This is a genomic window from Parahoeflea olei (assembly GCF_001703635.1).
Classification (GTDB): domain Bacteria; phylum Pseudomonadota; class Alphaproteobacteria; order Rhizobiales; family Rhizobiaceae; genus Hoeflea; species Hoeflea olei.
Genome location: NZ_LQZT01000001.1, coordinates 476,021 through 489,131, shown reverse-complemented (window position 1 = coordinate 489,131; position 13,111 = coordinate 476,021). Strand labels below are relative to the sequence as shown.

Genomic DNA, 13,111 nt, shown 5'->3' with positions numbered 1-13,111 from the left:
TTGCCGAGCCCCAGGGCGTAATTGACGATGCCGAAATTCGGATCGTACAGCAGCTTCCAGAACAGCCCGACCACGGCCATAGAGAGCATCATCGGCAGCAGCAAGAGCGTCGTGATCAGGCCCTTGGCGGGAATCGGCCGGTTGAGCAGCATGGCGAGGCCGAAGCCGACCAGCACCTGGCCCGTGACCGAGATCAGCACATATTTCGCCGTAATCGAGAAGTTCTTCCAGATGAACGGGTCGTTGAGCAGGTCGCGGTAGTTCTGCAGGCCCACGAAATTGGCCGGCGCATTGGTGGATGCGCGAAAGTCGGTAAACGAATAGGCCAGCGAATACAGCAGCGGAAAAATGTTGAAAATGATCAGGAACGCAATCGTCGGAATGATGAAGAGGTTGCGAATGGCAAGATCGCTCAACCCTCTCGCCGCCGCGCGCGAATTCGGGTCCAGACTGGTCATGACTTGAGACGCCACGGCACTAATCCCTTGGTTTCAAACGAATGGGTAAGGAAGGGGCGCCGCAGCGCCCCTTGGCAGTTTGGCCTGTCGAAGGCGGACGGCTACTTGGTGCGGCCGTATTTCTTGAAGGTCGCTTCCCAGTCCGCGGCGAGCGCGTCGAGGGTGTCCTTCGCGGTGCCTTCGCCGCCGACGATGTAGGGATAGATCCGCTGGTTGGCCGCGGTCAGCAGTTCCGCATATTCAGGCACGGCCCAGAAGTCCTTGACCTTGAACATGGTCTGGTAGAAGGCCTCGTTGTAGGGCGTGGCATTGCGGAACTCGTCGGACTGGAGCACCGCGGCGCTCGCGGTATAGCCGCCAAGCTCGGCCCAGCGCTTCTGGGTCTCGTCCTTGATGAACCATTCCAGGAACTTCATCGCCTCTTCCTTGTTTTCGGAATAGCTGACGATGGAGATGCCCTGGCCGCCGAGCGCGGCATACTGGTCGCCGTCCGGGCCGGCCGGGTTGGCGAAGAAGCCGGTGCTGGCCGCGTGCGGGTTGGTGGCCTCGTTTAGCAACGCCGGGAAGAAGGCGAAATAGTTCATCGACATGGCCGCCAGGCCCTCGGTGATCGCCTGGTTGTTCTCGACGAAGAAGGTCTTGGCCCAGCCGGGCGGCGTGAAGCCGTAGAGCTTCTTGTAGTTCTCGAGCGCGGCGACGGCCTTCGGGCCGTTGACGTAGCCCTGAACCTCGTAGGTCTCGTAGTTGCCGAGATCGGCGCCGTAGGAAAACAGCGCGTTTTCCACGCCCATGACGAGGGCGTCATAGGAATTGTCGGTGTAGATGGCGATGCCGTAGCGGTTCTGGTCCGGGCGGTGGAAGAACTCGGCGATGTCGGTCAGCTGCTTCCAGTCCTTCGGAGGGGCCAGATCGTAGCCGTATTTCTCCTTGAAGGCGGCCATTTCGGCCGGATCCTCGAACCAGTCCTTGCGATAGGACCAGCCGACCGCATCGCCTTCGGCCGGGACCGCCCAGTACTTGCCGGAATTGCCCGGATATTCGGCATAGTATTTCACCGTCGCCGGCGCCATCACCTCGCCGAGCTTGTGCTCGTTGAAGAAGTCGGTGAGGTCGACATAATGGCCGCCCTCCGAGGCCGCGCCAAGCCACTGGCTGTCGCCGACGATCATGTCATAGGCCGAGCCGCGGGCGTTGAATTCGGTAAAGGCCTTGGTCTGGAAATCGGACCAGGGCGTGGTTTCGACGGTGACTTCGACGCCGGTCTCCGCGGTGTATTCGTTGACGAGTTCCTGAAGATAGTTGGCCGGATCCCATTCCGCCCAGAAGATGGTCAATTGCTGGGCATAGGCTGACGTGCTGCTTGCCAGGGCGAGGGCGAGGCCTCCCGCAAGGCTGATCAGTTTGGTGCGCATTATGATCTCCTCCCATTGATGCACATTCTGTTGTCCCAGTCCTGCCGCGGTCGGTTCCTGCCACCGGGCGACTGGCGCCGGAGGTTTGACCCCGGCCGGCATGCTTGCATCCCCTTGCTTCTGCGTGACCCTCCACTGTCCCGCAGGCAATTCCAAATTGGTATTACCAAATTCCCCCTTGGTCAACCGCCTTAGTCATACTATTCTGCGTCGGCTTTCTTGCATTTCAAATAGAAATTGCCGCATAGATAGGAAAATAGGCTGTTGTTCACGCAATCACCCATTTCACCCATTGGGCGCAGGGGCAAGGGATTTTCATGATTGGTAAGACCAGATCAGGTTCGCGCCTCCGCCGTCTCCCTGTTGTCGGCTTCCGCCATTGCGGCGCGGACCAGCGCGCAGGCAGCCCATTTCGCCACGCCGGCGGACTGGGTGTCGTCGAGGTTCCAGATGTCCTTGAGCACGGTGAAAAGTTCGACACCGAAGATCAGCGAGAGCGCCTGGGCGAGGCGGTCGAACGCCGCGTCGGTCAGGCGTCCGCGCAGCGGCGCAAGCGCATCGGTGAGAAGGTCGATGCGGTGGCCGCGTGTGAAACGGGGCTGGGTGGCGGCGGCGCCTTCCTGGGCCCATTGCTCGAGCGAGAGCCTGAGTGCGGCCTTGAAGGTGGCTTCGAACTCGGCAATCCGCGGCAAGGCCTTGTCGAACAGGTCGGCAATGCGCTGTTCGGCATCCTGCGTTCGCCCCTTCCATTTCAGGATCGGTCCGAGAGCCTCCTCCACCACGGCATGCACCAGGGCGGTCTGGTTGGGGAAGTAGCGGTAGGCGGTGGCGCGCGAGACTTCGGCCGCCTCCGCGACCTCGCTGACGGACGGCGTCAAGCCTGCCTGCATCAGGCGGCTCGCCGTCGTCACCATCAGCTTGCGGGTGCGGGCGCGGGGGCCTGTGGCCGGTTTCGGCCTGGGGCCGGTTGACTGTGATGAGACGTTCATACCAATATGATACTCGCGTCTCAAAAATCGGCAAGCCCGATTTTGGATCGGACGTTGCGGCAAGCCCGGGAAGCGGTGGCGCCGCGGCGAAGGGAGGAAGAATTGAAACACGTGTATGTGGTTGGCACTGCCGACACGAAAGGGCCTGAACTCGCCTATCTGGCCGAAGCCATCGCCGAGACCGGCATGCCGGTGGTGCTCGTCGATGTCGGCACGCGCGCGCCGACGATCAAGGTCGATGTGTCGGCCCGCGAGATCGCCGGCCATCACGACGGCGGCGCGGACGCCGTGCTCGGCCAGGATGACCGGGGTGTCGCCGTCTCAAGCATGAGCGAGGCCTTCACGCGTTTCATCGCCGGCCGCACCGATATCGCTGCGATCATCGGCATCGGCGGCGGCGGCGGCACCTCGATCGTGACCGCCGGAATGCGCGGCCTGCCTTACGGCCTGCCCAAGGTCATGGTCTCCACGCTCGCCTCCGGCGACGTCGGGCCGTTCGTCGACATCTCCGACATCATCATGATGCCGTCGGTGACCGATTTCGCGGGCCTCAACCAGTTGAGCCGGATGATCCTGCACAATGCCGCGCAGGCGATTGCCGGCATGGCCCGGTCCGCCTATCGCAAGGGCGATGGCCTGCCTTCCATCGGGCTGACGATGTTCGGGGTGACCACGCCCAGCGTGATGGCGATCGTCGATCACCTGGCCACCACGCATGACTGCATGGTCTTCCATGCCACCGGTGTGGGTGGCCGAACCATGGAGAAACTGGTCGATGACGGCATGCTGGCGGGTGTGCTGGACATCACCACCACCGAAGTCTGCGACCTGCTGGTGGGCGGGGTCCTGCCTGCCACACCTACGCGGTTCGATGCGATCGCGCGCACCGGCGTGCCCTATGTGGGCTCCGCCGGCGCGCTCGACATGGTCAATTTCTGGGCGCGCGACACCGTGCCCGAGGCCTTTGCCGGGCGGCTGTTCTACCAGCACAACGCCAATATCACGCTGATGCGCACCACCCCGGACGAATGCCGCCGGATCGGCGCCTGGATCGGGCGCAAGCTCAATGCCTGCCATGGACCGGTCCGGTTCCTGATCCCTGAAAAAGGCGTTTCGGCACTCGATATCGAGGGCGGCGCGTTCTTTAATCCCGAAGCCGACGCGGCGCTGTTCGACGCGATCGCAAGCACGGTCGAGACCACTGCCGACAGGCGGATCGAGCGCCTGCCGCTGCACATCAATGACCCGGCCTTCGCCAAGGTCGCGGCCGACTGTTTTCTCTCTCTCACCTGAAGGACCCATCGATGCCCGCAATACCGCGCAAGGACATTCTCGCCCGTCTCAATGCCATGGTCGCCGAAGGCCGCCCCATCATCGGCGGCGGCGCCGGAACCGGGCTTTCCGCCAAGGCGGAGGAGGCCGGCGGCATCGACCTGATCATCATCTACAATTCGGGGCGCTACCGCATGGCCGGGCGCGGCTCTGCGGCCGGGCTGCTCGCCTATGGCAATGCCAACGAAATCGTCAAGGAAATGGCGGTGGAGGTGCTGCCGGTGGTGCGTCACACGCCGGTGCTCGCGGGCGTCAACGGCACCGATCCGTTCGTGCTGATGCCGCAGTTCCTGGCGGAGCTCAAACAGATGGGGTTCTCCGGGGTCCAGAACTTCCCGACCGTGGGTCTGTTCGACGGCACCATGCGCCAGAGCTTCGAGGAAACCGGCATGAGCTTCGGGCTCGAGGTCGACATGATCGCAGCCGCCCATGAGATCGATCTTCTGACCACGCCCTATGTGTTCAACCCGGACGAGGCCGAGGCAATGGCGCGGGCCGGGGCCGACATCATCGTCGCCCATATGGGCGTTACCACCGGCGGCAGCATCGGTGCGACATCGGCCAAGAGCCTCGACGCCTGCGTCGCGGAAATCGACGCGATATCCGCCGCCGCCCGGCGCGTGCGCGATGACATCATCATGCTGTGCCACGGCGGGCCGATCTCGATGCCCGACGACGCGGCCTATGTGCTGTCGCGGGCAGACCGCTGCCACGGCTTCTACGGCGCGAGTTCGGCCGAACGGCTGCCGGCCGAAACCGCCATCCGCGACCAGATCCGTACCTTCAAGTCACTGCCGAATATCAAGGGAGCTGAAGCATGAGCGAGACCTTTTTCGTCTATCCCGAATCCGTCGACCGGTTCGCCTTCGACTGGGGTCACCTGACGGTCACCTGCGGGCCGTCGGTCAATGGCGCGGGCCGGTTTTCGGCCGGCCTCGTGCATGTACCGCCCGGCCAGGGCCATGCCCGGCACAATCATCCCGGCGCCGAGGAGATCATCTTCGTGCTCGAAGGCGAGGGCGAGCAGATGGTTGAAGATACCTCGGGCAACCCGGTCACCGAACAGGTCAGGGCGGGATGCACCATCTTCGTGCCCGAAAGCCGGTTTCACTCGACGCTCAACATAGGTTCGACGCCAATGAAGCTGTTCGTGGTCTACAGCCCGGCCGGGCCGGAGGAACTATTGCGCGATTTGCCCGACTTCCGCCTCGTCCCGCCGCCGCACGCCTGAAGGAGAGAGCCCTGATGCACGAGATATCGCCCCTGCATGCAGCGACGCCCGCGGACCTCCCGTATCGGTTCGATGAACTCGATGCTGCCCTGGATGCGGCCGGGCTCGATGCGCTCGTCGCCACGTCGAAACACAATGTCCGCTACCTGCTCGGCGGCTACCAGTTCATCTTCTTTTCCGCCATGGATGCGATCGGCCAGAGCCGCTACCTGCCGGCCTTCGTCTATGTCCGGGGCAATCCGGACGCGACCGGCTATTTCGCCAACAAGATGGAGATCCACGAGCACAAGGTGGCGCCCTTCTGGGTGCCGGAGTTCCGGCCCGACCACTGGGGCTCGGTCGACACGATGCAGGCTGCCGCCGCGCATCTTCAGAAATGCGGCGTGGCCAGCGGGCGGATCGGGTTCGAAGCCGGGTTCATGCCCAAGGACGGCTATGATGCGCTGGCCGAGGCCCTGCCGCAGGCCTCACTCCTGGACGCGAGCATGGTGCTCACGCGGCTCAGGATGATCAAGACGAAGCCGGAACTCGACCTGTTGCGCGAGGCGACGGCGCGCATCAGCGAGGCCATGCAGGCCACGATCCTCGGCTCGGGCGCCGGAAGCTCGAAATATCAGATCATCGAACGCCTGCGCCAGGAGGAATCCAAGCGCGAGCTCACCTTCGAATACTGCCTGCTCACGCTCGGCGACAGCCATGTGCGCGCGGGCTCCGGGCAGACCTGGAACGCGGGCGAGGTGATGTCGATCGATTCCGGCGGCAATCTCCACGGCTATATCGGCGACATCTGCCGCATGGGCGTGCTGGGCGAGCCGGATCAGGAACTCGTCGACATTCTGGCGGAAGTGGAAGCCGTGCAGCAGGCGGCCTTTGCCCGGATCGGGCCGGGCGAAACCGGAGCAGCGATGATTGCCGCTGCCGAAGCCGAACTGCGGCGCGGGCCCAATGCTGCGCATAACGACTTTTTCGCGCATGGCATGGGCCTGATCAGCCACGAGGCGCCGTTCCTGATGACCAACCATCCGGTGGCCTATGAGGGCGTCGATGCGGAGCGGCCTTTCGCGCCGGGCATGGTGCTGTCGGTGGAAACGACGCTGCAGCATCCCCGGCGCGGCTATATCAAGCTCGAAGACACCGTGATCGTCACGGCGGAGGGCCACGAGTTGTTCGGGGCCGACAATCGCGGCTGGATTGTCAGCTCTCCGGACTGAGCGGCCCGCTCAGCCGCCCATGTTGACAACCTCGACCCGGCGGTTCTCGCCGGCTTCGGGGTCGTGGGTGTTCTTGAGCCGCTCCTCGCCGAAACCGATGGCGATCAGCCGGTGATCGATCGGGAAATGCGAGATCAGATAGTCGCGCACGGCGACCGCCCGCCGCTCGGACAGGTCGAGATTGTAGTCGCTCGTTCCCTTGGCGTCGGTATGGCCGTTGAGGATGATGCGCGCGTCGGCGAGCGAGGGATGCAGCAGCGCCGTGCCAAGCGCGTTGAGATCCGGCACGGATTCTGAGCGGACGGTGTCCGAGTTGAAATCGAACTGGATCTCGATGTCGAGCCGCGGCGGCTTGTAGGTGTCGATCAGCTCGCCAACCTGCTGCTTCATGCTGACCTTCAGTCCCCGGGTGGGAATGGACCGGATCAGGTTCTTGTCCTCTTGCGAGTATGCCGGCCCTGCAGGGTCCTGCTTGCCGAGAGACCGGGTCCTGGGCTTCTTGGCGACACTGAGGCTCTTGACGATCGCATCGGCGTCGAGATCCTGGGCAAGCGCCGGGGCGGGCACGAGCAGCCCACCCACCGCAAGCGCGGCCGTCATGCCCAGCATCAGAAGCCCGGTGGCTGGTTTTGCTTTGGTCATCTGGCTGGTCCTCCTTCAGGGATTGCGCACGTTGAACGTGATCAGTTGCAGCGCGGACCTGCCTTTCTGTGCATCCGGCAGGGTGGCCTCCACGGCCTTCTTCTGCTCATGCATCTTGACCAGCAGGCCGCGCGTCGGCTTCTCAGTGCTTTGCGAGATCATCTTGCGCGCCCCCTCCGCGCTCAAGCGCTGATCGCCCAGTCCGCCCTCGCGGCAGAACAGCACCAGCGACTCGTTGTAGCCCTGGGTGTCGAAGATGAGATCGCCCACCGCCGCATCGGGGATCCGGCGTGCCACGCCGGGTTCGAGATAGGGCGCGCCGATCATTTCCTGCGGGATCACCTCGACCGTGCCGTCCGTCTCCACATAGAAGATCTGCAATTCGCAGGCCCTGTTGGCGGTCACCGTGAAGGACAGCATGTCGTTGACCTTGACGTCGGTGGCAGCGACAGCGACCGCAAGTTCGAGCTTGCCGGCATTCGGCTCCGCCTTGTAGCCGTCGTCGCGGTACATGGCATCCTTGTACTCCGGCAGTGTGGCAAAGCCCTGCGGCGCATAGTGCAGCGGCTTGAGGTTCATCAGCGGTTCGACGAGGGCGGCATATTGCTCCTCGACTTCGAAGCGCGGAATCTTCGATCCGCCCTTGAGCTGCGTGATCCAGTCGAGCGCCAGTCGCAGCGCATGCTGGTCCTGGATCCGCTGGATCGAACTGGTAAACTCGTCCGGCGTCATGCCGAATTCCGCGGCCAGCCGGTCGGCGTCGAGATCTTCCTCATGGGTGTCGGCGAACCAGGTGATGATCTCCGCGCCCGCCGGGCCGGAGCGGCTCTTGAGCGAACCGTCGGGGGCCTTTTCAGTGGCGCCGATGCTCGCGAGCGCCTTGATGAAGGCGGAGCGGTCGCGCTCGAAATAGGCATCGAGCTCGTCCTGCGTCCGGTACATGTCGAGAAGCATGTCGCGCTGGGCAAGGCTGAAGATCGGCGAGGTTTCGATCGACTGGCGCAACTGGTCCCGCTTGGCGATCATGCCGTCGGCATGGCAGCTCACGCAGGAGCGGGCATTGATGATCTCGATGCCCTTGCCGATCGGCCGCTCGCGGAACGAGACGATCTGGGTCGGGCCGCGGTCGATGCGCTTGCCGGTGTGGTCGGACAGGTAATAGCCCTGCAATCCGTTGGGCAGCGAGAAGATCATCTCGCCGCCGTCGTGGTGGAAGGCCACCAGGTTTTCGGCGAGCGGTTCGAGCTCGGCCGGGCCATGCGGGTGCTGGCGCAGGCTCTGCAGGCCGCGGCTGCCGGCGAAGTCATAGGACTTCCAGTAGTATCCGCCATTGGCCGCGTCATGGCGCTCGAGCATGCGGTTGTGGTCGGACACGCCGGAAGCGCCTTCCGCGAAGGCGGCGCGGGCCACGCGGCGGGCGCGGATATTGGCGTCCACGTCGACGCCGATGCGGCGTTCGAGGTCGCGGATGTCGTCGGTCAGGTCCAGAAGCGGGTGATAGTTTTCGGGCTGCAGCGCATTGGCCATGAACCAGCCGGCCTGCATCACCGGCAGATCGGTGCGGGTGCCGATCGCCAGCGCCTTGAGCGTGGAATCGCTGTCGGGGGCGTAGCCATAGGGATATTTGCCCGCAAGCATGTCCCATTTGCCGGTATCCCAGCCGAGATCCCTGAGGTCGATTCGCACCAGCGTGCCGGCAGGCGATTTGACCGGGGCCGGCACGATCGCGACCGGCCCGAGCGAGACCGAGTTCAGGGCCTTGTTGAACCCTGCGGAGAACAGCTCCATGCGGCTTGCGAAGACCTGATCGGTTTCGCACGGATAATAGCCGTTGTAGAGCGTGCGATAGCTGAAATAGCGCACGAACGGCCGGTCGTTCTCGTTGATGGTCGCGAGATCGCTGACGGCGGCCTCGGTCTCCGCCCGCCAGCCCACGAGCTGCCGCATGCGCGGCGGGGCCGCCGGTTCGCGGGCAGCCACGGTTTCAGCGCCGAGAGAATCGATCCAGCCGCCAAGGGCTTCGACTTCGTCGGCGCTCGGCTTGGTGCCGTAGGGCATGCGGCCGCTCGCAACCGAGGTGTAGAGCACCGAGCGGCCGCGATCGCCCGGGGTGACGAAGGCGGCATTGCGGGCGATCGAGGTGAGGTCGCCGGCGGGGAAGCTGCCTTGCGCGCTCTGTCCGGCGCCATGACAGTTGCGGCAATAGCGTCCGATGAAATCGTCGGCGGCGGAGGCAAGTTCGCCTGTCGGTGCCGGGCCGCCGGGGGCTTCGACCTTACAGCTGGCTTCGGCCTTGAGCGCGGGCTTTTCGGCCACCTGCTTCTGGCCGGTGAGATAGGCCGTCAGCGCCAGGCGGTCGTCCTCGGTGAGCGTGGAGAGGCCCTGGGTCATGTGCGCCTTGATGGCGGACGCGATCGGGCTGCCCGACAGGCGGGTCCCCTTGCCGAGAAAATTGTCGAGAAAGGCTTTCGGCCCTGCGGCGGCAAGGGCTGCGGGTGTGATCGCGGGGGCGGGTTCGCCGGTCAGTGCGATCTCGCCTTCGAGCGGTCGGTCGGTGTTAAGACCGTAGTCCATGGTGCGCGGCGTGTGGCAGGCGCCGCAGGCGCCGACGCTGTCGGCCAGATAGCGTCCGCGGCTCATCTGCGAGCCGTCCCCAGGCTGGAACGCAGCGGTGTCGAAATTGCCGCGCTTCCACATCGCCCAGAAGAAGTTGGTGTTGTAGGGGAACGAGATCTCGTGCGCGGGGGGCTTGGCGTCGGAGGGGGCAAGCGTGTCGATATAGGCCTTGATATCGAGCACGTCCTCGGGCTTCATCCCGGCATAGGCGGTGTAGGGGAACATCGGCAGGTAATGCCGGCCCTTGGGCGAGATGCCGTTGATGACGGCATTGAGATAATCGGCATTCGACCAGCCGCCGACGCCATTCGGGTGGCTGGTGATATTGGGCACGAACACCGTGCCGACATAGGCGTCGATGCGTGCGCCGCCGGCTGGATTGCCCACGTCGCCCGCATTGGCATGGCAGCCCATGCAGCCCGCCGCTCCAGCGAGATAGCGCCCGTTTTCGGGGTTTGCCACATAGGTCGAGAACGCCCCGGCTTCGAACAGGTCGCGCGCAACGGCGGTGGCGGGCAAGAGCGTGGCGGCGGCGCCGGCCACCAGACCGGACAGGGCAATCAGGCCGCCGAGCGGCAGTCGAAATCGGGTTTGCATCGTGTTCCCTCTCATGTCCGGTGCGGCGCCAGGCGCCTGCCGGGATCGTTTGTCCTGTCTCAGCGGAATTCGAACCGTTCGAACTCCACCCGCGCCAGTTTGACGCCTGTGTCCCTGAAGCCCTTGATGATCGCCTTGCGCATGGCCGCGGGGCCGCAATACCAGAGGTCCGCGCCATTGAGGTCGAACCCGGCGCCGGCCTTGATCACCTCGGCATTGATGCGGCCGTCGCTTGCCGAGCGATGCAGGGTGTAACTGAAATTCGGATGCTTCCCGGCCGCGTCGAGATGCTCGAGGCCGATCGCTTCGTCGGCATCGCGCACGCAGTAGAACAGATGCACCCTCTTGCCGGTCAACTGCGCGATCGAGCGGGCCATGGCGAGAAACGGGGTGACGCCGATGCCGCCGGCGACCCAGAGCTGGCGCTCGCCGCCGCGCTGGGCGGTGAAGCGTCCGTAACCGCCTTCCACCATCAGCGTGTCGCCGGTTTCGATATGTTCACGCAGGCGCCGGGTGAAATCGCCGAGAGGCTTGATGGCGAAGGTTAGCCGGTTTGTTCCGTCCTGTGAGGTCTCGTGGCCGGCAATGGTGAAGGGATGCGGTTCGCCCAGGCCCGGCCGGTCGGCAGAAATGAAGGCGAACTGGCCCGGGCTGGCCTTGATCGCGCGCCCCTCCGGCTCGGCGGTCACCAGCGTCGCAGCCCCCGCATGGATCACCGAAACGACACGGTAGCGCCGCCGGCGCAGGAAGGCGTTGGCTTGCGTCTGGATGTAGCTGGCAATGCCGATCACGGCAAAGATGTTGAGATAGACTGCAAGCCAGGCGGTGCCGTCGAACGGTCGCTTGATGAAGTTGAAGTGAATGGCGACGGCGATGAAGAACAGGCCGATGAAACGGTGCAGCTGGCGCCAGACGTGATAGGGGAATTCGCCCTTGAGCTTCGGCAGGCGCTTGGCGATGGAAATGCCGCCGAGCACGATCAGCCCGTAGAAACCGATCTGGCCCGCGGTTTGCGCCATTTCGTTGAGCCCCGTGGTCAGCAGCTTGCCCTTGAAGTTCGGCGTGATGAAGTAATGCGCAAGAATGAGCGCCAGGGCCAGGATTCCGGTCCATTTGTGAACGCGGTAGATCCGGTCGAGCCCGCCGAACAGCGGTTCGAGATAGGTCGGGCGGGTTGCGAGATACTGGTTGACGGCCATGGCGACGAAGGCGGTGGAGGCGGAGGCGATCGAGAACCAGGTGGCAAGGCCGGTGTGGCTCGCGGCCGGAACCGACAGGATCGCGGCGGTCAGAAGTGCCAGGAAAACCAGCAGAATACCCAATGTAAGCTCTCCCTAACGAACGGCGGCCGGTGCATTGGCCGGGCACGGTCCCCGTCCTGAAAATACCCGTGCCCCGTGAGGGTGCCATTCCCCAGATGGGGAAGCGGAAGAGAGCGCGGGAACGACGACGCGGCCCATCTCAATTGCTGCCTTTCGCATTGATCTGCCGGTAGCGCTCGAAGGCCTGGAAGATCTTCTTCTGGCTGTTGAGTTCGGTCTTTCGCATCGCCGATTTCACCTGCTTGTGCACGGTGTCGAGCCGGATGCCGCGGGTCTCGGCAAAAGCGCCGAGAGGCTGCGACCCGAGGACGGCGTGGATGGCCAGGGCTTCCGCCCGACTGATGCAAAAACCGTCGCAAAAGGCCATGACCTGCTCCAGGTCCGGCTGTGCGTCGAGATCAAGCTTGACGATCGAAACCGCCCGGTGGGCCTGGGTGGTGGTGCGCGAGAGCCGGGGAGCGGGCAGGTCGTGGCACTGGACGAGATAGCTCACGCCACCTTCCCGGTGACGCAGCACCAGGCAGTCCGGGCCGCCATCGTCGATGACGCCGCTCAGATAGAGCTGCAATTGCGCCGCCTGGGCGGCATCGGCGCAGGTCAGGCCGCCGTTGCGGACAAGGAAGAACCGGTCCTGCAAGAGCCGGTCGAAGGCAGCGTTGGTCTGGATCACCTCCGGGCCTGCAAGAATCACGATGCCGGTGGCGACAAGATCCAGCGTCCGGGCGGAGAGGTCTTGCGCCGCCATAAGGTCGAGCCGGTTGCGGTAGAGCTTCACGGCGCGAAACACATGGCCCGAGATCAGCGACAACAGCCCCCTCTCGTGGTCGTCGAATTCGTCGCCCGGGCCGCGTGTCGACAGGCCGAACCAACCGATGCAGCCGTCATGGGTCAGGTTCGCGCCGCTGATATTGTAGATCTCCTGACGCGGCAGGAAATCCTGGTGAATCGGGCTCGTCGCCGCCTCGTCGCGGCTCACATAGTCGCGTTCGTCGATATAGCTGCCCGGCTTGTGCGCCATCACGCGCGGGACGCGGAAGTCGCTCGGCGCGTAATCGAGGAGATATTCGTCGGCGAAATCCGGATTGCCGCGGGCGAGGAACCCGAGATAATCCCGGCCGGTCTCGAGCGAACACAGGAACAGGTGGATCGGTCCGGCCCCGACCAGATCGCCGATCTCGCAGGCGGTTTCGTACCAGTCCTGCTCCGCCGCGGCGGCATCGTAAAGCATGTGGATGATGCGGTCGGTCTGCGCGTTCATGACGCCCTGCTCCGGGTCGCCGTGACAGCTCGGCCGAGCGTGG

The 13,111-nt window shown here is 64.4% G+C and carries 11 protein-coding genes; 4 read left to right on the top strand and 7 right to left on the bottom strand.

Annotation, left to right across the window (positions count from 1 at the left end):
• The 3 genes from AWJ14_RS22650 to AWJ14_RS02220 form a co-directional block, all read right to left on the bottom strand.
• Window positions 1-458: carbohydrate ABC transporter permease (locus AWJ14_RS22650; protein WP_425349603.1), on the bottom strand; the 458-nt coding region annotated here is incomplete at its 3' end.
• Window positions 459-559: 101 nt separating this feature from the next.
• Entirely contained in the window at window positions 560-1,870 is a 1,311-nt protein-coding gene (locus tag AWJ14_RS02225; protein ID WP_066174323.1) for an ABC transporter substrate-binding protein, read from the bottom strand.
• 335 nt (window positions 1,871-2,205) lie between these two features.
• Complete coding sequence (locus tag AWJ14_RS02220) at window positions 2,206-2,859, bottom strand: TetR/AcrR family transcriptional regulator (protein ID WP_066174321.1); 654 nt, start codon at window positions 2,857-2,859, stop codon at window positions 2,206-2,208.
• A gap of 102 nt (window positions 2,860-2,961) precedes the next feature.
• Here AWJ14_RS02220 and AWJ14_RS02215 point away from each other — a divergent pair, with 102 nt between their 5' ends.
• From AWJ14_RS02215 to AWJ14_RS02200, 4 genes are read left to right on the top strand one after another with little or no spacing between them, the layout of a single operon-like run.
• Window positions 2,962-4,152: a Tm-1-like ATP-binding domain-containing protein gene (locus tag AWJ14_RS02215; protein ID WP_066174319.1), complete on the top strand. Its 1,191-nt coding sequence runs from the start codon at window positions 2,962-2,964 to the stop codon at window positions 4,150-4,152.
• An 11-nt stretch (window positions 4,153-4,163) separates the two neighbouring features.
• The gene (locus AWJ14_RS02210) at window positions 4,164-5,012 is read left to right on the top strand and encodes a phosphoenolpyruvate hydrolase family protein (RefSeq protein ID WP_066174317.1); all 849 of its coding nucleotides are present in this window, start codon (window positions 4,164-4,166) and stop codon (window positions 5,010-5,012) included.
• Window positions 5,009-5,422 carry a cupin domain-containing protein gene (locus AWJ14_RS02205; protein WP_066174314.1) on the top strand — a complete coding sequence of 138 codons (414 nt, stop codon included), beginning with the start codon at window positions 5,009-5,011 and terminating at the stop codon, window positions 5,420-5,422. Before AWJ14_RS02210 ends, AWJ14_RS02205 begins: the two co-directional genes overlap by 4 nt.
• A 14-nt stretch (window positions 5,423-5,436) precedes the next feature.
• Complete coding sequence (locus AWJ14_RS02200; protein ID WP_066174312.1) at window positions 5,437-6,633, top strand: M24 family metallopeptidase; 1,197 nt, start codon at window positions 5,437-5,439, stop codon at window positions 6,631-6,633.
• A gap of 9 nt (window positions 6,634-6,642) precedes the next feature.
• On the opposite strand, the gene AWJ14_RS02195 is transcribed toward AWJ14_RS02200, so the two are convergent.
• The 4 genes from AWJ14_RS02195 to AWJ14_RS02180 all read right to left on the bottom strand — a co-directional run bounded on the left by AWJ14_RS02195 (window position 6,643) and on the right by AWJ14_RS02180 (window position 13,068).
• Window positions 6,643-7,275 carry an OmpA family protein gene (locus tag AWJ14_RS02195; RefSeq protein ID WP_066174308.1) on the bottom strand — a complete coding sequence of 211 codons (633 nt, stop codon included), beginning with the start codon at window positions 7,273-7,275 and terminating at the stop codon, window positions 6,643-6,645.
• A 15-nt stretch (window positions 7,276-7,290) separates the two neighbouring features.
• A complete protein-coding gene (locus AWJ14_RS02190; RefSeq protein ID WP_066174306.1) occupies window positions 7,291-10,488 on the bottom strand; it encodes a c-type cytochrome in 3,198 nt (1,065 codons plus the stop codon).
• Window positions 10,489-10,547: 59 nt separating this feature from the next.
• The gene (locus AWJ14_RS02185; RefSeq protein WP_066174302.1) at window positions 10,548-11,810 is read right to left on the bottom strand and encodes a ferredoxin reductase family protein; all 1,263 of its coding nucleotides are present in this window, start codon (window positions 11,808-11,810) and stop codon (window positions 10,548-10,550) included.
• A 139-nt stretch (window positions 11,811-11,949) separates the two neighbouring features.
• Window positions 11,950-13,068: a helix-turn-helix transcriptional regulator gene (locus AWJ14_RS02180; protein ID WP_066174299.1), complete on the bottom strand. Its 1,119-nt coding sequence runs from the start codon at window positions 13,066-13,068 to the stop codon at window positions 11,950-11,952.
• Window positions 13,069-13,111: the final 43 nt, after the last annotated feature.

Bases quoted from the DNA above. Each gene is read 5' to 3' on its own strand.
- AWJ14_RS02180 (WP_066174299.1), bottom strand. From the start codon at position 13,068: ATGAACGCGCAGACCGACCGCATCATCCACATGCTTTACGATGCCGCC.
- AWJ14_RS02190 (WP_066174306.1), bottom strand. From the start codon at position 10,488: ATGCAAACCCGATTTCGACTGCCGCTCGGCGGCCTGATTGCCCTGTCC.
- AWJ14_RS02225 (WP_066174323.1), bottom strand. From the start codon at position 1,870: ATGCGCACCAAACTGATCAGCCTTGCGGGAGGCCTCGCCCTCGCCCTG.
- AWJ14_RS02205 (WP_066174314.1), top strand. From the start codon at position 5,009: ATGAGCGAGACCTTTTTCGTCTATCCCGAATCCGTCGACCGGTTCGCC.
- AWJ14_RS02195 (WP_066174308.1), bottom strand. From the start codon at position 7,275: ATGACCAAAGCAAAACCAGCCACCGGGCTTCTGATGCTGGGCATGACG.
- AWJ14_RS02200 (WP_066174312.1), top strand. From the start codon at position 5,437: ATGCACGAGATATCGCCCCTGCATGCAGCGACGCCCGCGGACCTCCCG.
- AWJ14_RS02220 (WP_066174321.1), bottom strand. From the start codon at position 2,859: ATGAACGTCTCATCACAGTCAACCGGCCCCAGGCCGAAACCGGCCACA.
- AWJ14_RS02210 (WP_066174317.1), top strand. From the start codon at position 4,164: ATGCCCGCAATACCGCGCAAGGACATTCTCGCCCGTCTCAATGCCATG.